This is a genomic window from Desulfosediminicola flagellatus, assembly GCF_005116655.2.
Classification (GTDB): Bacteria; Desulfobacterota; Desulfobulbia; order Desulfobulbales; family Desulfocapsaceae; genus Desulfopila; species Desulfopila flagellata.
Genome location: NZ_CP050698.1, coordinates 6510330 through 6530443, shown reverse-complemented (window position 1 = coordinate 6530443; position 20114 = coordinate 6510330). Strand labels below are relative to the sequence as shown.

Sequence of the window (20114 nt, the reverse complement as noted above, 5' to 3'; positions counted from 1 at the left end):
AGCGCGTTAAAAACTAGCTAGCGTTTTTCTCCAGAAGTGCTGTGAGTTCAGGTTTTCTCTTACCAATCAACTCAGCGAGCTGACCCGCAAGCTGGTGATCCGGGTTGCTGATAACAAAGTCGAAAGCCTTGATGTAATTCTTTTCAACAAGCGCTTCAAGAAGCTGATCGGCATACGGATGATCAGATGCCACCTCAAGAATGAAGATGATAGCGTCAGGCATCAGCCTGGCAACAGCTGCTTCGCTGATTGAATACATACCCTCGAATATTGCATCCACCTGCGGGTGATCCATACTCTCATGCAACAGCAGTGTCGCGATATTTGCATCGCGCTCAAACATTGCCTGGATAACGATTCTGGTACATGGGTGATCGATATTGCTCTGTATGAAGTCGTAAGCGTTGGTCAGGTTCTTTGTGGCAAGTGCAGTGGCCAGTTCAACCTTTAGCGGGTGATCGGGAATAGCCTCGAGCATAAAGGCGATAGTATCAGATTTCAACTCGCGGATATAGTCTTTCTCCACCTTTCTCATACCGTTTAAAATAGACGCAGCACCAGGATGGTCAGGCATTTGCTGGAGTATTTTTACGGCACTCGGATAGCTCAATCCTTTCAAGGTTTCGCTATTGGTGGAATACATATCTTCTTTTATCTTAGCAACGTAGCTAGAGTCAGGATAGTTCTCGAGAAAATCGAATGCCCGGTCAAAATCCCATCCGGTAATATGATCAGGGTTTTGCTTGATAGATGAATATTCCTCCATCATTCGCAGGTTTTCTGAAACAGAAGAATCTTCCTCCAAAGGCACGGTCTTCATTTTTTCTTTCTCGCTATTGGAAAGTCGTGCTTTGATCTTTCTGAACAGTCCACCACCTTTCGTTTCATCTTTCTTTTTCATGGTCACTCGGAATCGTTATTGAATTTGCGGATTATCAACTTGCTCCTGACACGAGAAGCTGTCTGGAAACTCCCTATCTGCTTATGGCCGTTCAATAGTGGGTTCAACTTCGACCATCTGGCAAATGCTCTTAACCTGAAACTATAATGCGCACACCACTCCAATCGCAACCGAAATCGGTGGATTAGCAGCAATTAACTATAAATAGTGTTCAATATTATTGATATAGTGCTATCGCACTGATATCATCACTGGTTTTAAAGCGGGGATATAGAAGACAATCAGGATCACTTTCCTGCAGTAATCTAATATGATGATGAACAGCCTCAAGCCCACCCATGATAAATAGGCGTGAAAGGATTTCCTGTGCGTGGGATCTGCCGGATGAAAGATCAGGGACATACAAACCGTCAGTGTAAAGCAGAACTGCGAAAACATCATCTAGCGACTCAACGCCGCTACGTACAAATTTAAGCGCATCAGGCTCTCCATTGAGCACTCCATAGTCGATATTCATCCTGCGGCGAACTTCGAGAATTTTGTCAGCGAGGGCAACATGAATCGGCTGGTGACTGACAGGTGCTATTTTCTGCCAGAGCGCAAGAGTCTCTGCATCATGATCGGGTGGTTCTACAAGCTGGCGGCTTGATCCATCAGTATAGATAAGCTGGATACGGCAATCACCCGCCTGACACCACTCCAATTCGTTACCTTGTGTTCGAACTACAGCAGCACTTGTTGACCATAGCTCTTCCTTTCGATCAAGATCAACACCATATCCCTCCATTTTATGAAAGATAGTAGTATTGGCTAAGGCAGCAAGCTCAGTAAGCGACCTGTCGTCTTCTGAAAAAACTTCAACCCCTGCCTGTGATGCCAGATACCCACCAGTAAGTCCGTCATAGATAGATCCACTCAGACTTGTGGCACCATCAAAAACGCCATAAATCTGTTCACCTACCAGTTGACCGTCTTCGTTAAGCAAACCTGTACCTTTTTCGAAAAGTGTATCAATACCCGAAGTAGGCAGTGCATCAAGTTTGGGGGAGATTTCATGTAAAGACAATTCGTGCATATCGGCAGTTTACCATGTCTACTTTGAATGAAGTTCGCATTTACAATGCTCACAAGAAGTAAGTATCAAATATAGAGCACCAGACATATAGATCAAATTGTTTAATCCGATGGATAATCAGCTCCGTATCGGCATCATCTATACCACTCTGTAAAGACAAAAAGCCCCGGGAGAAACTCCCGGGGCTTTTTGTAATTCATACTGCCAGTTACAATACTTATGCCTTCAAAGCAGAACGACCATCATCAGTGATACCATGTTTGCATCGAGCCGGACTGTCACATAAACCCTGCTTTTTCATTTTGGTAATAGCCGCACTGACAAGTTTTTTATCAAGACCTGTCTCTTCAACGACATCTTTGGTTCCACACGGCCCGTCAATTTTCACTAATGCTTCAAGAATCTTCTTCTGCTCATCGCTAACTGTATTTGCTCCACATCCACAACTCATGACATGTTCTCCTTTGAACGTAATTTTTGCTGACATCCCGGACAAATACCGGCAACCTCAAGTCTATACCCCTGAATTGAATACCCTTTGTCGGATTCATAGTTTACCGAGCGAATTGCATCTCGATCTAATTCAAGATTATCCACCCTTTGGCATTTTATACAATAAATGTGGTCATGCTCACGAACATCATAATCAAATCGTTTCTGCCGACCACTCATTTCAAGTTTTGCAATGATTCCAGCTTCAGACAATATTTCCAGATTTCGGTATACTGTTGCCAGACTTATACGGGGCATACTCTTTTTAACCCGCTCATACAGCTCATCTGCAGTAAGATGCTCTCGGCTCTTTTTCAGTTCCCGGAGAATTATTTCCCGCTGGTTGGTCATTCGAAGCTGCATAGAATCCCCTTATTGATAATTATTACTATATGTAAACGAGAATCGTTTGCGAGTCAATATTTTTTTAATCGTAATATATCTTTGATTGTATTCCCACAACCTTGCCTTGCCCCATTAACTGTTTCTACCTACTCCTTGCATATATAAATTTACCATGTTACCAACTTCACATTCAGGCTGTATATTAAACTGAAAAATCTGCTATTATTGAAATAACTACAGAAGCTTTTTCGCTACTAACACTCTACATTCATTACAGTTATGGTACCTCTGCTTGATGTTCGAAATCTTAAAAAAGTCTACAAGGACACCGTTGCAGTCCATGATGTTTCGTTTAGCGTAGACAGAGGTGTATGTCTCGGATTGCTTGGCCCTAACGGTGCCGGAAAAACAACGACCATAGAAATCGTTGAAGACATTATCCCTGCGACCTCAGGGACTATTTATTATAAAGGTTCGCCACGCACTGCCTCATTCAGGGAGGAAATTGGAATTCAGTTTCAGCATACGTCGCTGCTCAATTATCTCAGCGTCGAGGAAACCCTGAAAAGTTTTCACAAGCTCTTTGCACACCCTGTCGATATTGAACCACTCATCAAGCGTTGTGACCTCTGCTCACTCAGGAAAAGAAAGAATGACAAGCTATCAGGCGGGCAACTGCAGCGCCTTATGCTCGCTCTTGCCCTGATAAATGATCCTGACCTGATCTTTCTTGATGAACCATCGACCGGACTCGACCCGCAATCCCGCCATAACCTCTGGCAGATCGTTGAGCAGATTAAAGATGAAGGGAAAACAATAATTCTGACAACGCATTCCATGGAAGAGGCGCAGCATTTATGCGACGAAATTGCAATTATGGACAGTGGGCTGATAATCGCACAGGGTTCTCCCCGCGAACTTATTGAAACGCATTGCAAGACCTCGACGCTATCCCTCCCGGCCAACAGTTTTGATGGTATCGAAAACACATCTGAATTAGCAGCTAAATTGCATTGGGAGGTACATGACGGGAATGGCGTTATCTACACAGACAGCATCGACCGCACACTCAAACTGCTCACCAGCAATAATATACAACTTTCCGGGATGAATATTCACACCCCGACACTTGAGGATGTTTTCCTGCATCTCACCGGAAAAACATTGCGAGACTGATCATGCAACTTCCATCCATCAAACGAATGCTGGCAATTTTCGTTGCCAGGAACCATGAATTTTTCAGGGACAAAGCTGCTTTCGGCTGGAATTTTGCCTTTCCGTTTCTGCTCATCCTCGGAATTGGTCTTGTTTTTGAAGGCAAAGAATACACGCAGTTCAAAGTAGGTGTTTTCCCGCAGCAAAGCGAATCCGTTGCGTTTGCAGAAACAGCTGTTCCTGATTCCTTCAAAGATGACAGACATATAACGTTTATCCCTATTGCCGATAAAGCACAGGGAGTCGAAAAGTTGCGCAAACATAAAATTGACCTGCTTCTCGACGGTAACTCAACAGATCATAAGTATTGGATAAATGATGCTTCGCCTAATGGTGGCCTTGCCGAAAAACTCTTTCTGGTCTCGTTTCTTGATGGCAAAAGTGTAGCAGAAAAACAAGTTATCGATGGCATGCAGACACGGTATGTCGATTGGCTTTTCCCTGGTATTCTTGCCATGAACATGATGTTTTCCGCACTATGGGGAGTCGGCTATATTGTTGTACGTTACCGTAAAAACGGTACACTAAAACGGCTGAAAGCAACGCCTCTTACTGCCTTCGAATACCTTACCGCCCTGATGCTCTCGCGGATATTTGTTCTGATGTTCACGCTGGTGGTTGTATGGATTGGTGCCGACATGATATTTGATTTCCAGATGCTCGGCTCGTACCCGCTACTCTTTTTTATATTTTTCCTTGGTGGACTCAACCTCTCGGCCATCGGACTCATTCTCGCGGCACGCGGAACCAGTGAAGAGTTTACAAGTGGTGTATTAAACTTTATATCCCTGCCAATGATGTTTATTTCTGAGGTGTGGTTTTCTCTGGAAGGGTCGCCGGAATGGGTTCACACCCTCTCTCAACTTTTCCCGCTAACCCATTTACTTAAAGCAGCAAGAAAGGTAATGAGCGAAGCGGCGACATTTTCTGATGTACAGATGGAGTGCAGTGTACTTGCTCTTACCACCCTGCTCTTTCTGCTTATTGCCTCACGGATTTTTTCCTGGAATGAATAGGCCTGTACCCTTACAGTTTACAGATGTCTGTTCGGTATTTGCCTGAAGCATACCTCCAGACACCAGTTAACACGATATTTTATATTTTTCTTATTCGATTGTGATTTTATGGAACGCTTTTCACGAATTCAGCGCTTGCTTGGCCAGGAACGATTTGAACGACTTCAATCCCGCACTGTTACTGTTGTCGGCCTTGGTGCTGTCGGCGGCTATGTTGTCGAAGGTCTTGCCCGTGCCGGTATCAGCAATCTTCGCCTGATTGATTTTGACACCATCCAGCCTACCAATATAAACAGGCAGATTCTTGCCCTTGAGTCTACTCTTGGAATGCTCAAGGCTGTCGCTGCCAAAGAGCGGGTACTGGCTATCAACCCAGCCTGTAATGTTGAAGCCCTTCCTATCTTCACCGCAGAAGAAACACTTGATACTATACTTGAGCCAGCCCCTGATCTTCTCATAGACGCCATCGACTCACTTAATCCGAAAGTTCAGTTGCTCGTTGGTGCCTATGAACGAAAAATACCGACACTTTCCTCAATGGGGGCGGCACTTAGGACAGATCCCACAAAGGTGCGTATAGCCGATATTTTCTCTACAACCAATTGCCCCCTGGCAAAACATGTGCGTAAGAGGCTTCGCCGAAGGGGGGTTGACCGCGGGATAAGTTGTGTCTATTCATTTGAGAAGGTTGACTTTGACTACACCCAGCCAAACGAAGATGTTCAGGTTGGTGAAACACCACATTCAGACAGAGGACGGGAACGTAACGTACTCGGTAGCCTGCCCACAGTTACCGGTATTTTCGGTCTGACACTGGCAAACGAGGCCATTATGCAACTCGCATCAGAAGCAGGACCACTTTTCACACCCGACAAGTCATGAAACGGCTCTTTATTGCAATAGATATTCCCGACGATATCCGCATGCTCATTTGCGGAATGGGTAGTTCTATTCCCGGTTCACGGACGGTCCCTACAGATCAACTCCACCTTACTCTGAAATTTTTAGGTGATGTGGAGACCAGTCTAATAGAGGATATCAATGAAGCACTGGCAACCGTTTCCCAACTCATTTTCAGGATATGCCTGAAACATGTCGGTCATTTTCCTCCACGAGGAAATCCACGCGTACTCTGGGTTGGGATTGATCCCGTAATCGAGACGATAAAACTTAGAAATGATATAGAAAGAGTACTTTGGGAAATAGGCATTCCGAGAGATACGAGGAAGTTCAGCCCGCACATAACCCTTGCCAGACTGAGAAACAGCCCGATAAAACGGGTTACACAGTTCCTTGCCGGAAACAGTCTTTTTGAGACTCCGCCTTTTTCAGTCGACAGATTCCATCTATACAGCAGCACCCTTTCCGCCAAAGGTGCTGCACACACTTCAGAATCGACTTTCTCTCTAGTGTCCGACTGAAAACCGCCAACTTCCCCAATTTCTTCGTTGGTCTCAAATTTCAATGCTCAGGTAAGCGAGGCACGAGACTCCCGGTAAGCGAGGCACGAGACTCCCGGTAAGCGAGGCACGAGACTCCGAGATACGAAGTATATTCTCGCAGTTAAAATTATTGCCCGCCTTGAACTTTAGAAAATTTGCAGGTTTTCGTTCAGGCACAATTTACGTGATCCGGAGCAGTGGCTTACAACTCGTTCTCTGCCACCCCGGAATGGACCTGCAAAACAACCATTGCCAAAAGAACAACACCGATCCCAGGCAGCACGTTCAATGGAGGCAGGCCATTTCCCAGCACAAGATCAATCAACAACACAAATCCCGGATAAAGATACGAATACGCCATTGATCTGGTTGGTCCGATATACGGAATGCAGTACTGGGTGAGGAAAAATGTGATGACCGTTGTAAAAAAGGCAAGATAGAGAATTCCTGCCCAGGTTGTCGCTTCAATCAATGCCCAGTCCACCGCGATAAGATGGCTGCCGCCAAACAGCACCAGCCATCCGCTACCCGTCACAAGAACCCAGAAAGTCATAAGCAACATCGACTCCCCCCTGTGCAGCCATTTGACCAGGGGGGTGTAAAATCCCATACAGAAGCAGCCTGCAAGAAAGATCAGATCACCCCTGTTCCAGTCCATAGAGAGTAGCGCGCCTAGATCTCCCTTAAAAATTACCCATATCGCACCGGTCATCCCTACCAAAAGTGCAATCCCCTGCCACTTTCGCAATCGTTCACCAACCAGCAATAAAGCATAAAACGATGAAATCGTCGGCACGAGCGTAAAAATCACGCTGGTGTTCAGGGCGGTTGTATATCTGAGAGCCAGAAACATGCACCAGAAAAAAATAACCAGGCAGGCACTGATAAGGGAACAGCGGCCAAGCATTGACCAGGAAACACGAAGAGAATAGCGATGGTGGATGAGCGGAGCAAGAATAACACTTGCTATTGAAAAACGTAACAACGTCAGGACTGCCGGATCAAGCTTTGCGGCAATGGCAGCCCCAACTGTAAACGATGTGGAAACGAGGATAGCACTGACAACCATGAGGAGATGGATAAATGGCCTTGGATGAATTCTACCTATCTTACTATGCAGCACATTTCCCCCAAAACTGGTCGTTGAATCTCCTCAAGCATAACGTACATCAAGCTCCTTGACTGGTTCCTGTTGTTCCTGTTGTTCCTGTGCCTTTAACATGACTCAATGTTGACATTGCGGTTGCAACCATGCCGCTAATATCGGTCAGATTACCAGGAACGATCATGGTATTATTCTCTTTTGCCAACTTACCGAACTCTTCGATATACTTCTTGGCCACATCAAGATTTGCAGCCTCCTGCCCACCTGGAGCTGACAATGCTTCGGCTATCCTGCGAATGCCCTCTGCGTTAGCTTCTGCAACCCGCAGAATCTCCTGAGCACGACCTTCCGCCTCATTGATTCGCTTCATTTTCTCACCTTCAGACAGTGAGATAGCTTCTGCCCGATCACCTTCAGCCTTATTAATGATTGCCTGCTTCTGACCTTCAGATCGCGCAATCTCCGCCCGTTTTTCACGTTCGGCCCTCATCTGTTTTTCCATCGCCTCAAGTACAGTACGTGGAGGCTGGATATCCTTAATCTCATAACGCAGAACTTTTACGCCCCAGTTTGAGGCCGCTTCGTCAAGTGCATTAACAACTTGGCCGTTCAGTGTTTCGCGGGCCTCAAAAGTTGAATCGAGTGTGATTTTACCAATAGCTGAACGCAGACTGGTCTGAGCCAGCTGAGATGCTGCAAAATGATAATCCTCAATTCCATATGCTGACATTTTGGAATTCACAACCTGAAGATAGAGGATTCCATCAACCTCAAGAGTCACGTTATCCATAGTGATGCAGGTCTGAGCTGCAATATCAATCGGTTCCTCTTTGAGTGACCGTCGATATGCCACTTTGTCCATAAATGGAATGAGGATATGGAACCCAGCATCCAATGTTGTTCGATATTTCCCAAGCCGCTCAACAACAACTTCCGTCCGTTGAGGAACTATCACAGCAGTCTTTACAAGTACAAAAATTACAAATACTAATAGAACTACAAGAGCAATTAAATTTGCTTCCATGGTAATCTCCCCGTGTTGCAAGGAAATGCAAGGTTTTCAACTATGCATCTTCCAGCTTTTTAACAGTCATGATCAGCCCATCCTGTTCGATGATCTGTACAATCTCTCCAGCCTCGATTTTCTCTGTAGCACGTGCCCGCCAGGTTGAACCTGAATATTTCACTTTTCCTTCAGCTGGCGGTACAATTTCATCTATCACCTCTACTCTGGTACCATGTGCAGCCAGCGCACTATCTTTGCCTGAAGCCACGGAATCACCAATAAAGGTGTTTTTGACATAACGACGAAGCAAAACCAGCGACAATAATGAGGCAAAGATAAACACCAGGATCTGACCATTAAGGGTCAGATCGAAAATTAACGTCACAAGTGCCGTGAGGCAAGCTCCTGTACCAAAGAAAAACAACACAAATCCAGGAACAAACATTTCAAGAAGAAACAAAACGATACCGCCAACAAACCAGAATAAACTTGGTGTACTAAGATCCATTTTTTCTCCTCATGTCTAACTAATGCTCAACCAAAAAAAAGCCATTTTCCCTCAATTTCTTCATTGGTCTCAAATTTTAACCCTTAAGTAAGCGAGGCACGAGACTCCCGGTAAGCGAGGCACGAGACTCCCGGTAAGCGAGGCACGAGACTCCGAGATACTTAGTGTATTCTTCCGCTTAAAATTATCGCCCGTCTTGAACTTGAAAAAAATTGCAGGTTTTCATTCAAGCACTAACTAAAAAAAGAGGCTGGGAATAGTATACAGCCTACTCCCTGCGCCTCTTTTTATTATGCATCTATTAGTTGCTTAGTCAGCTATTTTCTGTTTGCCGAAAAGATAGTGGTAAACAACTCCTACAAGAACCATAGACATAGGAATAGTCCAGATAAGACCAATACCCGCAGGTATTGTTGACACCATGACAATCAGGCTGACCACCAGATATAGGCCAGAAATTTTCCACCAGACCTTATGGATAGCCTTACGTGATGTCTCCATTGCCTGCCAGGGTGACATGTTTTGGTCAATTATCAGCGGCAGAGTCATCATATATCCTACCATCAGATAAATACCCGGCAAAATAAGCAGGAACATACCGACAGTGATAAGGATTGTTTGTAAAATCATAGCAATGGTTATCTTCACTGCAACATTGAAACCACTGAATACATCCTTCCATCCCACCTGCCTGCGCGCTGCACGCTTAACTCCCATATACATCAGGCCGGCGGTGAGAACGGTAGAAACTATGTAGTTGGCGATCTCCCCCACTATCACCAAAACTCCCGCAACATCAGAGGAGACGAACTTTGAAACCAGCTCAATTCCAAGACCGATCACAATCATTACAAGAGTCATAACCAGCAGACTGCCCCACATAGGCAACTTAACACCACTGGTCAGTTTCCAGGAACGCCTCAGTGCCTCACCTACTGTAAAGTTCTCCCAGTCATCGGAGGTGGTTGAATCTGCTACAGAGGAAAATCCTGCAACCGGCGTCCCAACGTTACCCGCAACAGCTCCTGCCGCCTGAGCGGCAGTAAGCAGTTCATCTTCAACTTCCGGAGCACACAAGGGACAGAAAAGCTTACCTTCAAGTTCAAGATATTCTTCTCTACCTGCCGCTACCTTACCACAACGACCGCATGTTGGTGGTTCTGTCAGATTTATCTGTGCCTGCTCATCCTCAAAACTGTCAAAATTGTCTATCGGTTCATCCGGCAAAGAGTTAGCCAGCGGAGGATCATAATCAGCAGGCTCTTTAAGGGATATTTCCTCAACACTCTCATCATCAGTGAGGGTGTCTTTTTCCATCATAAGCTCTGTGATATCATCCTGGTCATCTAAAACAATTGACTCTTCAACCATCTCAGGTTCATCAGCATTCTCAGACTCATCTACAGAAATACCCTCCTGCACTATCTCTGCCGATATAGCTTCTTCATTCAACAGGTCATTAATTTCTTCTTCCTGGGCATCCTGCTCAGGAGACGTTTGTACCAGATTCACAGGTTGCTTGATGTTATGGCCTGTAAATTCCTGCAGAATGTCTTCGACCAGCGCCTGTTCTTTTTCTGCTATGAATATCCCAGTGCATTTGGGACATCGCATCTTTTTGCCTTCGTAGGAATCGTCTACCGAACCTTTCACCCCGCAATGGGGACATTGCATCTTCATTACACTCCTCCCAGCGCATAAACAACCTGCTGTCAATCTTCTAATCTTGCTTTTTACAGATATCTGCTACATCGGAAAACCGGTCATAGCATGCAACCTGTCGGTTGCATACTGAGCGACGTATTGGAACAACATCTCAACCTATTCGTCGACCATTTATTCAGGAAAGGGGGGATATAGGTCTACCATTTCGCATTGCTCCAGTGTATCCTAAAGAGACAACGCTCAAATCACATAACAGTTAATCGAGACAGATTTTTTTACCTGTTTAATCAGTGAACCTGCAAGTTGCATGTCTCAACAACTTCAACTACCTCACTCACGTGGAATTGCGGACAGTATTGACAAACAACCTCTACGGCATGTATAGTTGTTGTAATATTTAACCGAACACTCAGTAATTACAAGATTTTTTTCAACTCTACCATGTTAGATGAAGAAAATATGAAAGTCATTCTTATCGCAGCTATGGCAACCAACCGGGTCATTGGACGCGACAATACCATACCATGGCATATCCCTGAAGAACTTAAATTTTTCAAACGAACAACTTTGGGATATCCAGTCATCATGGGACGCCTTACCTACGAATCGATTAAGAAGCCATTGCCGGGACGACAAAATATCGTTGTCAGTCACAACGCTGATTACACTATAGAAGGTGCAGACACTGCGACCTCACTCGAGTCTGCTCTTTCTATTGCTCGCAGCGAAGAAAAGGTGTTCATACTTGGCGGCCATTCTATTTTTGTAGAGTCACTCACTTTTGCAGACAATATTATCCTTACAGTTCTGGACAGAGCTGTAGACGGAGATATCTATTTTCCTGAATTTTCAGATTATGACTTTCAGGAAATCGCAAAAGAGCGCCATACAGGTGGAACCGAACCATTTACCATCTATTATTACAAACGCATCCCGCCGGCTGCATGACTCAGCGCTACAACGTCATTTAAACACCAAAGCGGCCAGTCCAGTATTGGATGTGGCCGCTTGTATTTTACACACCTGCATGTGAAATTTTCACTGCAGATATCTGCTATTTGGTTTCAGGAAATGTCTCTTTATGCGGCTGTATTGCTGCACCAAGCCAGGCGATGACTTCGCCAAGGTTAGCCATATTGTGTAATCCTTCCGCATCAGACTCCACCTCGCCTTTATCCCGTCCGATTCCAAGATTCCAATACGTTGAACCTGGCACAATCATCTGATTTATCAAAAACATATGATTAATGGTGTCATAAACATGTGTTGCACCCGCACGTCGTACTGCCACAACCGCTGCACCGATTTTCCCTTTGAATGCGCTACCGTTGGCTAGAGCGACATAGCCTGAACGATCTAGAATCGCTTTCATCTCCGAACTGACGTCTGTGAAGTACGTTGGCGAACCAAGAATAAGCGCATCAGCCTTGACCATTTTAGCCATCACATCATTGAAAATATCTTTATCAAGGGCACACTTCAGATTTTTTCTCTCACCGCATTTTCCACAGGCAATACATCCACGAACAGGCTTGCCGCCGACCTGTACAAGTTCTGTTTCCCAACCAGCACCTTGGAGTGGTGCCAATGCGGACTTCAATAATATTTCGGTATTACCACCTTTACGTGGACTTCCATTTATCGCTAATGCGTACATTTGTTCACCCATTTAGATTTTTTTTGATCCAATACCACTCGAACCCGTTTTGTTTCTTGCACTCAGATACGGGGGGAATATAATAGCCGTCATCAATCACCACAAGTACTGTCATTTTTAGCAGGTACTGACAAAAAGTATAGTATAGAGGTTCGTACAATGGTTAAACCCTGTAATGTTAAGAAATATAGAGAAAAAGAATACAGATGTTTTTTTGAGCTTACACTGCAGGTGATGGGCGGAAAATGGAAACCGATCATTATTTACCAGCTGGCTTTGGAAAACGTGATGCGATTTGGTGAACTCCGCCGTTCAATTCCCGACGTGACAGAGAGAATGCTCACCCGCCAATTGCGTGAACTCGAAAAAGATGGATTGATTCATAGAGAAGTTTACCGTGAAATCCCTCCAAAGGTCGAATACTCTTTATTACCCCCGGGTGTTCAGTTAATCCCGATTCTCCTTAAAATGCGTGATTGGGGAGTTGAATATGAACACACAATAGATGCAGAAGGCAGTTCTTCGCTCCAGGAGTATGAAAATGCCTCTCCACCCACTATTGCTGAAAAATATTTGCAACAACTCCGTAATTGATCGTTTTTATACTGTGCTCCCCTCCGTGAACTGCCTGCCACCTATCTGATTTTTAGCTTTACCGGATGGTGGCACCACACCTCAAATCTACCGCTGACATCTCCGTTTCGCCATCAATACCTAACAGTTGTTCCAGTTAATATTACAGCGTAGCATACCACTCAGTCGTGCCATTTTTACACGGAATTATAATAGGTTACACAGCGTAGTACCTTGTCGTTTTTTTCTTGCATTTGCTCATTTGGAGTGGTATTCGAATAATGTGCATAAGAAAATAACATGCTGTAAGTAGCACTCCACAGCGTGTCAGGATATAGCAGCAATGAATATCAGTACCAGTTTTTCGGCGCCCTCTTCAGGGAGGGATTTTCATGTAACATCTGTAACGTTTTTTCTGAAGTAAAGCTTTTCGAAGCAGTTTTCAGTAAACAGGAGGCAGCAATGAAAGACCCTAGGTACACAATCGAAGTCAACGGCAAAGAGTATACAATCACTAACAACAATCAACTCTCGGACATAGATGCCTGGGACGGAGACATCCTGAATTGGTTAGCGGAAAAAGCAGACATCAGCTTGCAGGATGAGCACCACACCGCTCTGCAATATATCAGGGCTACCTACAAAGAGCGTCAACGCTACCCTGTGGTACGCCTTGTTGCAGCCCAGATTGCCAAAAAGCATGGAGCTGAAAAAGGTACCCCGCAGTATTTTTACAATTTATTTCCTAAAGGCGTGCAGCAGGCAAGTACACTTGCAGGCGTACCTCTTAAGGAGTTGTGTTTCTAAAAAAACAAAAGACCTCTGCTGAGTAATTCTGTGGCCGCGCCTGAACGACAACCAGTAGAGATCGCTCTGTAACTCACGATGCACTTGCGTTTCAGATTAAAAGATGTGTTAACAATGTCATAAAAAATCCGCTGTAGCATGTATCTCCTCCGCAGCCTCCCGTCGACACAATATTTCCGACGGGAGGCTTCATATACATCCTGTATATGACACCAACCCTACCTAACACATGCCCCAAATGCAACAATCCGCTATAGCCTTCCCTTTCATCTTCATTTTCATCACCAAGACCGCTATAATTAAATAGTTCTCCAAATGTTTGTCAGTTTATTCAGCACCACCTTGCAGGCTAAACACGCCAGCTCGCGGCAAATGAACCTGTTCGGCACTACACAGCCTTCACATGTCCCTGCGACACGAATGCCGCAACAGGTACCACAGAAAACAGCTGTAAAAGGAGGAATCTTCATGTCATCAAGTGTATACAAAGTGATTGAACTGGTAGGAACCAGCCCTGTTTCTTGGGAAGAAGCTGCTCAAAACGCTGTAGAATCTGCTGGACTCAGCATAAGGGACCTCCGCGTCGCCGAAGTCACCAAACTGGACATGAAAATAGAAGGAGAAAAAGGGCTCTGTTATAGAACCCGTATGCAGCTATCGTTTAAACTCCTCTCCGATTAACCTCATACAGCCAGGGAGGAACCAGTGTAATTCAGCCTTCCTGGCTCTATCAACTACTTTCCATAAAAAGTATCCGACCTTCTTGATAGTTCCTGACCGAAAACTCGCCACTGGCTCAATATCAGCGTTGTGTGTTCAATTTTTATCCTTCGGTAAACAACGAAAACATGCCTGGATCATGAACCATCGGGGAGGCTTTCCGGGAATAGGAATTTTGAGAATAAGGCCATTCTCAGACAGCCTCCTAATGATCTATCGAATGGAAACAACCTCTCGATAGCCCCTCAGACAAAACCAGCCCTTTCAGTTTTTTTAGGGTATATTAGCCAGATGTTGTGAACTAACCATATCTCTCCTAACCTGCATTACTCAAATTTCTCTTACAAACCATGAAAACGTCAATACAACACACTACTGATCCGGCTGAATTCTTTACAGAAGAACGATGCTTTATCAGTGAATTATCAAACGATCACAATGATGAAAATCTTTCTATCGCCAGAGCAAGAGTGGAGCCTGGAGTTACAACAGCCTGGCATCTGTTAAAAGGAGTTGAAGAGAGGTATCTCATTCTTTCAGGCAGAGGCCTGGTAGAAGTTGGCACGTTGCCACCCACCGAAGTAAACAATGGAGATGTCGTTAGAATCCCTTCTGAAGTTCGCCAACGCATCACCAATATCGGTGATAGTGACCTGATATTTTATGCTCTCTGCACTCCGAGATTCACACCTGAATGTTACGTTGACCTGGAAAAGAAGTGATATTTTTTTAATGTCTCAAGAGCTTGAATGACGTAAAAGATACTTCTATTTTTAGTCAAGACTCTAAAAAGGACTGCACTCAACAGCTCCATTAATCCACTTCAGGACAGGACTATTTTGAAACTTTCCATCCAGGCCAAAGGGCTGCTTATTACCACAGCGGGTGTGCTGGCTATCTCACCGGATACACTGCTCGTACGACTTCTTGCTATTGAAAAATGGTCCCTGTTATTTTACCGGGGGATTACTCTGGCACTCTTTCTCACACTGCTCACCGCAATAATTCATGGGAAAAACACTCCGGAACAGTTCCGCAGGATTGGCCTACCGGGATTGTGGATTGCTATACTTTTTTCCTTCAGCACCACCTGCTTCGTTATCTCGCTTTATTTTACCACTGTAGCCAACACACTTATCATTATCAGCGCATCCTCAATGTTTGCAGCACTCTACAGTCGCCTCTTTCTGCAGGAGAACATCCCACTCCGAACCATGATAACCATGATCATCGTTATCGCCTCTATCGGATATATTGTCTCAGACGGCCTAGGAGGAGGAACACTGACCGGAGATATATTTGCAGTATTGTGTTCGATGTTTATGGCAGGGGCATTCACAATCACACGGCTTAGCAGATCATGCAATATGATCCCTGCAACAGCAATCAGCGGACTGCTCACTGCCCTTTTTGCCTTTTTCCCTGCTGAGTTTACCATGCTGGATATGCGTACTATACTCCTGCTGGTCACCCTCAGCCTCACACTTTCAGTAGCTTTTGCTCTGCTCACCCTCGGGCCCCGCTATATTTCCGCCCCCGAAGTCAGCCTGCTTATGCCGCTAGAGACCGTGCTGGGACCTTTGTTAATATGGTGGATAATTGGTGAAAGGCCTGCAGATGCTGCCCTTATCGGAGGTTCTGTTGTGATTGGAGCCTTAACACTTCACTCTTTGCTCGGACTGAGGCAACAGGCTAGGGCAATGGACTAGAACTGGCTATTATTCCTAAGTCAGGAAATCAGCCTTACAGATTACGTGGGGTGCTTAAAAATACAGCAAAAGGACTGAGGTTAAAGGGTTTAGGACTGAGTAAATTGCTTTGAGAATGCACTATGTTTCTGAAACACTCAGTCCTTTTACCTAAGTCCTAACGCACACTGCCAGTTTATGCATGATGCTGGAAAAACGAAGGATTTGGGGTAAATGGCAGTTCTAAGTGATATACCTTACTAGTGCTACCAAGACCATTCCGGTTGCAACCGTGCCAAAAAAGCTTTTAAACCGCCAGGCAACAAAAAAGGTGGGAATGGCTGCAAGCAGATAGATGTTCTGAACGCTCACATCTAGACGGCCTTCACTACAGACTAATCCAGGGGCTAGCAATGCCGCAAGCACTGTAGCCGGCACAAAGCTTAGCCAGCGTGCAATCCAGGGTGCAAGATTTTTCCCGGAGAGCAGTAACATCGGTAACAGTCTGGGAATGTAGGTAACCGCCCCCATTCCCAGTAGCGTTAAAAAGACGAGCGATTCATCCATTGTTCCACTCCAAGGCCTACGGTGGAAGCTATCACCGTGGCTGCAATTACGTGAGATTGACTAAAACCCAGCAGACACAAGGTGACAGAAATGACTGCCGCCAGAACCGCCATCACAAGATAAACCGGCTTTACCAGCTGAGGCACAAGAAGGGCTATAAACATAGCTGGAAGTGCGTAATCAAGTCCTACCGGTCTGACATCCGCGATTTGTCCACCTGCCAGATATCCCGCCAGGCTGCCTATAACCCATGAAGCTTGTGCTGTAAAATTAACACCGAATGTCTCAGCAATGGGTGGCTGAGACTTTGCCATACGCATAGTATGCAGGGCAAAGGTCTCATCAGTGAGTTCATAGCCGAAAAGTGCAATCTGCCATTTCTTCCAACCGTTCAGTTTAGGCGCAAGGGCTGCCGACATCAACAGATGACGAAGATTCACCACAAACGTAGTGAGTATAATAGCCAGAGGAGCAGCACCGGCACCGAATAAACCTGCAGCAATCAGCTGGGCACTACCCGCAAAAACAATAACGGACATTGCCACCGCATTAAGCAGGCCAAGTCCACTCTTTTGGGCCAGAACACCATAAGCAAAACCGACAGGAATATACCCCAGAACAATCGGTATAGCCTGGCGCATTCCATGTAAAAATGATGAAAGCACTGTTACATCCCTTTCCTGATACGTAGTTACGTTTCTTCTTACAATAGCAAACCTTTAAAAGGTTACGACAACTCACACAACACGTCACGGTGCTGAGAAGATAATATGAAAACATGTAACAGAAAAATGCAACAGATACAGTTTTCTTAAAATCCAGGCATAACAGTTCGTGTCACAGCCGCTAAAAGGTGGGATAGTTATGATATAATGTGGTAGTTTGGGTTCAGGCACTAAAGACCACCCACCCTGGCAACCAGAAGGCGCATCATATTAATTTTACCTGAGAATGCTAATCATGAAGGAACTGTCGTCACCATTCACATTTTTTTACAAGTTTGTCTTTATCCTTATCTGGATCGTAGGCTTCGGGCTGGGTACCCACGAAATTCTGCTTGATGGCCCCGATAATCCGAAATGGCTGCAGTACATAGTCATATGGGCCTCATTCGCTGTCTTTATCTTTTTTTCCACAGGTACTGTCAAAAAAGTATCTATGGGAAAAAAAACGATTCAGGTCTCCAATTTCCTGAGAACCGAAGAGATAGACATCTCAGAAATAGAAGCAATCGACGGTGCCACATACCTAAGCCCCAGACTTGTCTGGTTCAAACTCAAAAGCCCAAGCAGCTTTGGTACAAAAATAACATTCATCCCGGCAATACGAAAAGCCAAAGGTATCGGCAAACACCCCCTGGTGTTTGAGCTGACAAAAGAGTTAGATCTCTAAAGATACAAAAAAAGGACCTGCAAATATCCATTTGCAGGTCCTTAAACATATCGCGACACTCAATAGTGACAGCTTTACCTTTCAGCGACGTTCTCGTGTTGAGAAGTGTGCTATCCTCGCTGTGTACGCGCGAAGAAATCGGACAGTTTTTGATTTGTCCCAAAAAGATGTTCCCTCATCAACTGCCTTGCCAAATCAGCATCCTGATCCCTGATAGCCTCATAGATAAGCTGATGCTGCTCAAGCACAACAGCCATTCGCTCTTCACTGCAAATATAATTATGCAATACGGGTTGGAGAAACTCACGGGCAAAATCAAAAATGGATTTCAAGGTGTGCAGCCGCAGGAAATTATGAGACGCCCGGGCAATAGCCAGATGGAAGGCTATCTCATTCTCCCAGGAAAAATCAGTTTTCCCACTTTCCAGCCTGAACTTCTGAAGCGCCTGATAAATTGCCTCCAGATCCTCTTCAGTTCTGATCTCTGCTGCTTCTCGTGCAGAAGATTGTTCGATACTACGTCGAACTTCATACAATTCAACAATCCGCTTCTGATCAACCTGCATGATTTTTTTTAGCGGGCTGAGAGGCACTGCCGCATCCACGTTTTTCACGTAGTTGCCCTTGCGTTTCTTGATCTCAATAAAGCCGAGTGTCTCAAGCGTATTCAGCGCTTCGCGCAACGACGACCTGCCGACACCAAACAATTCAGTCAAACGTCGTTCACTAGGGAGTTTTTCGCCCGGCAACAGTCGGCCTTCAGTGATAAGGTCAATTAATTGAGTGACAATCTTGTCCGAAACCTTTTCAACTTTTACTTCTTTAAACACTGCGTCCATATAAATACCAGGTAATCATTATTGGTCTGACCAAGTCACAGCTAAGCGAACATTCAATTAGCAATGAGTGCTAACTGAATTTTATCTTATACACAATAGCAGATTGGCAAAAAACCCGAAAGACAAATATCACTCTTGACATTGGACTCATGATAAAATATATTATGGTCAGACCAGTGAGCAGTAAGACCACAAGCAATTAACTTTCACTGCTGGCTGATCTGGCCATAACTGCCCATTCTGGCTTCAGCTCCAGAATATTGACATATCAGAGAGGAGTCTGCCCCCCTCAGATATGACAAAGCAATACCATGAGGTTCTGTCTAATTGATGACCGCAATTGACAGGTATACAACCTCCTCCTATTCCTTGGTCAAAACAGCACAATGAAGCCTGAACTCCTCCACCAGCTGTTTTGACCATGGGAATGGCCATCCCCTTCGACAATGTTATAAATCGTAGTATCCCCTTTTCTCCACCTATCAACACAATCACTCACCTAATTGTTACTTTACATATTGATACCCCAGAAAACACATGTAATCTGAGCTATCTAGAAGCTGCAAAATATATTATTGAGGGAAGGTATATCGCCAAAAGATGTTGCCTAGAATTTAGGGGTTTCTATTCCAACATTGTATTGATGGTGTCCAGCAGCAAGTAGAGAGAATTGAAGTCAATAAATGCTTTAAATGTTGAAATTCAAATTCAGTCAAAATCCACAAAAGATCGAAAAATTTGATAAAATGCTAGAAAATTTATAAGCGGGAGACTTGCTATTGGTCAGTGAGGATTATCGGTTAGGCCGGAGTGTCGGACAGTTTATACAAATCGCGGATGCACTCATCAAGAAACACGTTCGACTCATCGCCGTTAAGAAATCTACTAAGATTAATGGCAAGCAGAATATTCAAACCAAAAGAATGATTACCATGTTTGGTCTATTTGCAGAGATAGAACGCGATTCAATTGCAGAACTGACAAAGCTGAGATTAGCGCCGGCAAGAAAAAACGGCAAAATAGTGGGAAGACCGAAAGACTCTGGCAAATCAAAACTCGACGATTTCTAACCGGATATTACCGCATCATCATGACTCTCAA

24 protein-coding genes are annotated in these 20114 nt (G+C 44.8%); 12 read left to right on the top strand and 12 right to left on the bottom strand.

Annotated features, from left to right (window positions below; all coding sequences use genetic code 11):
- Positions 1-13: 13 nt before the first annotated feature.
- The 4 genes from FCL46_RS27050 to FCL46_RS28380 all read right to left on the bottom strand — a co-directional run bounded on the left by FCL46_RS27050 (position 14) and on the right by FCL46_RS28380 (position 2831).
- Positions 14-901 carry a hypothetical protein gene (locus tag FCL46_RS27050; RefSeq protein ID WP_136808553.1) on the bottom strand — a complete coding sequence of 296 codons (888 nt, stop codon included), beginning with the start codon at positions 899-901 and terminating at the stop codon, positions 14-16.
- A gap of 217 nt (positions 902-1118) precedes the next feature.
- Complete coding sequence (locus FCL46_RS27045; protein ID WP_136808554.1) at positions 1119-1976, bottom strand: hypothetical protein; 858 nt, start codon at positions 1974-1976, stop codon at positions 1119-1121.
- A 217-nt stretch (positions 1977-2193) separates the two neighbouring features.
- Positions 2194-2427, bottom strand: coding sequence for an ArsR family transcriptional regulator (locus FCL46_RS28385; RefSeq protein ID WP_167505939.1), 234 nt, complete (start codon positions 2425-2427; stop codon positions 2194-2196).
- Positions 2424-2831: a Fur family transcriptional regulator gene (locus tag FCL46_RS28380; RefSeq protein ID WP_167505940.1), complete on the bottom strand. Its 408-nt coding sequence runs from the start codon at positions 2829-2831 to the stop codon at positions 2424-2426. The genes FCL46_RS28385 and FCL46_RS28380 overlap by 4 nt, the downstream gene beginning before the upstream one ends.
- Positions 2832-3092: 261 nt before the next feature.
- Between FCL46_RS28380 and FCL46_RS27030 the strand changes: the two genes are divergently transcribed.
- The 4 genes from FCL46_RS27030 (at position 3093) to thpR (ending at position 6465) form a co-directional block, all read left to right on the top strand.
- A complete protein-coding gene (locus FCL46_RS27030) occupies positions 3093-3989 on the top strand; it encodes an ABC transporter ATP-binding protein (RefSeq protein ID WP_176371628.1) in 897 nt (298 codons plus the stop codon).
- 2 nt (positions 3990-3991) lie between these two features.
- Positions 3992-5044, top strand: a complete 1053-nt coding sequence (locus tag FCL46_RS27025; protein WP_136808555.1) for an ABC transporter permease — start codon at positions 3992-3994, stop codon at positions 5042-5044.
- 108 nt (positions 5045-5152) lie between these two features.
- The gene (locus tag FCL46_RS27020; RefSeq protein ID WP_136808556.1) at positions 5153-5926 is read left to right on the top strand and encodes a tRNA threonylcarbamoyladenosine dehydratase; all 774 of its coding nucleotides are present in this window, start codon (positions 5153-5155) and stop codon (positions 5924-5926) included.
- Positions 5923-6465: an RNA 2',3'-cyclic phosphodiesterase gene (gene thpR / locus FCL46_RS27015; RefSeq protein WP_136808557.1), complete on the top strand. Its 543-nt coding sequence runs from the start codon at positions 5923-5925 to the stop codon at positions 6463-6465. Before FCL46_RS27020 ends, thpR begins: the two co-directional genes overlap by 4 nt.
- Positions 6466-6688: 223 nt before the next feature.
- Here thpR and FCL46_RS27010 read toward each other — a convergent pair whose 3' ends face one another.
- From FCL46_RS27010 to FCL46_RS26995, 4 genes are all read right to left on the bottom strand, one after another.
- Entirely contained in the window at positions 6689-7609 is a 921-nt protein-coding gene (locus tag FCL46_RS27010) for a DMT family transporter (protein WP_136808558.1), read from the bottom strand.
- Between the two features lie 46 nt (positions 7610-7655).
- A complete protein-coding gene (locus FCL46_RS27005) occupies positions 7656-8615 on the bottom strand; it encodes an SPFH domain-containing protein (protein WP_136808559.1) in 960 nt (319 codons plus the stop codon).
- 40 nt (positions 8616-8655) lie between these two features.
- On the bottom strand, positions 8656-9105 hold the full coding sequence (locus FCL46_RS27000) for an NfeD family protein (protein WP_136808560.1): 450 nt from the start codon (positions 9103-9105) through the stop codon (positions 8656-8658).
- A gap of 309 nt (positions 9106-9414) precedes the next feature.
- On the bottom strand, positions 9415-10785 hold the full coding sequence (locus tag FCL46_RS26995) for a hypothetical protein (RefSeq protein WP_136808561.1): 1371 nt from the start codon (positions 10783-10785) through the stop codon (positions 9415-9417).
- 444 nt (positions 10786-11229) lie between these two features.
- Here FCL46_RS26995 and FCL46_RS26990 point away from each other — a divergent pair, with 444 nt between their 5' ends.
- Positions 11230-11718: a dihydrofolate reductase gene (locus FCL46_RS26990; RefSeq protein ID WP_136808562.1), complete on the top strand. Its 489-nt coding sequence runs from the start codon at positions 11230-11232 to the stop codon at positions 11716-11718.
- Between the two features lie 106 nt (positions 11719-11824).
- Here the strand turns inward: FCL46_RS26990 and FCL46_RS26985 are convergent, their stop codons facing one another.
- Positions 11825-12427, bottom strand: a complete 603-nt coding sequence (locus tag FCL46_RS26985; protein ID WP_136808563.1) for a flavodoxin family protein — start codon at positions 12425-12427, stop codon at positions 11825-11827.
- 159 nt (positions 12428-12586) lie between these two features.
- Between FCL46_RS26985 and FCL46_RS26980 the strand changes: the two genes are divergently transcribed.
- The 5 genes from FCL46_RS26980 to FCL46_RS26960 all read left to right on the top strand — a co-directional run bounded on the left by FCL46_RS26980 (position 12587) and on the right by FCL46_RS26960 (position 16236).
- Positions 12587-13021, top strand: a complete 435-nt coding sequence (locus tag FCL46_RS26980) for a winged helix-turn-helix transcriptional regulator (protein ID WP_136808564.1) — start codon at positions 12587-12589, stop codon at positions 13019-13021.
- A gap of 441 nt (positions 13022-13462) precedes the next feature.
- Positions 13463-13807: a TusE/DsrC/DsvC family sulfur relay protein gene (locus FCL46_RS26975; RefSeq protein ID WP_136808565.1), complete on the top strand. Its 345-nt coding sequence runs from the start codon at positions 13463-13465 to the stop codon at positions 13805-13807.
- Positions 13808-14275: 468 nt separating this feature from the next.
- Positions 14276-14488, top strand: coding sequence for a dodecin family protein (locus FCL46_RS26970; protein WP_136808566.1), 213 nt, complete (start codon positions 14276-14278; stop codon positions 14486-14488).
- A 389-nt stretch (positions 14489-14877) separates the two neighbouring features.
- Positions 14878-15249, top strand: a complete 372-nt coding sequence (locus FCL46_RS26965) for a cupin domain-containing protein (protein WP_136808567.1) — start codon at positions 14878-14880, stop codon at positions 15247-15249.
- 117 nt (positions 15250-15366) lie between these two features.
- The gene (locus FCL46_RS26960; RefSeq protein WP_136808568.1) at positions 15367-16236 is read left to right on the top strand and encodes a DMT family transporter; all 870 of its coding nucleotides are present in this window, start codon (positions 15367-15369) and stop codon (positions 16234-16236) included.
- Between the two features lie 222 nt (positions 16237-16458).
- Here the strand turns inward: FCL46_RS26960 and FCL46_RS26955 are convergent, their stop codons facing one another.
- Complete coding sequence (locus tag FCL46_RS26955; protein WP_136808569.1) at positions 16459-16782, bottom strand: AzlD domain-containing protein; 324 nt, start codon at positions 16780-16782, stop codon at positions 16459-16461.
- Positions 16758-17447 (bottom strand): AzlC family ABC transporter permease, encoded by a 690-nt coding sequence (locus tag FCL46_RS26950; protein WP_228723294.1) that lies wholly within the window; start codon positions 17445-17447, stop codon positions 16758-16760. The genes FCL46_RS26955 and FCL46_RS26950 overlap by 25 nt, the downstream gene beginning before the upstream one ends.
- A 295-nt stretch (positions 17448-17742) precedes the next feature.
- On the opposite strand from FCL46_RS26950, the gene FCL46_RS26945 reads away from it, so the two are divergent.
- Complete coding sequence (locus tag FCL46_RS26945; RefSeq protein WP_136808570.1) at positions 17743-18174, top strand: hypothetical protein; 432 nt, start codon at positions 17743-17745, stop codon at positions 18172-18174.
- Positions 18175-18284: 110 nt separating this feature from the next.
- Here the strand turns inward: FCL46_RS26945 and FCL46_RS26940 are convergent, their stop codons facing one another.
- Positions 18285-19013 carry a FadR/GntR family transcriptional regulator gene (locus FCL46_RS26940; protein WP_136808571.1) on the bottom strand — a complete coding sequence of 243 codons (729 nt, stop codon included), beginning with the start codon at positions 19011-19013 and terminating at the stop codon, positions 18285-18287.
- Between the two features lie 779 nt (positions 19014-19792).
- Between FCL46_RS26940 and FCL46_RS26935 the strand changes: the two genes are divergently transcribed.
- Positions 19793-20083 (top strand): recombinase family protein, encoded by a 291-nt coding sequence (locus FCL46_RS26935; RefSeq protein ID WP_167505941.1) that lies wholly within the window; start codon positions 19793-19795, stop codon positions 20081-20083.
- The last annotated feature ends 31 nt before the right edge of the window (positions 20084-20114 follow it).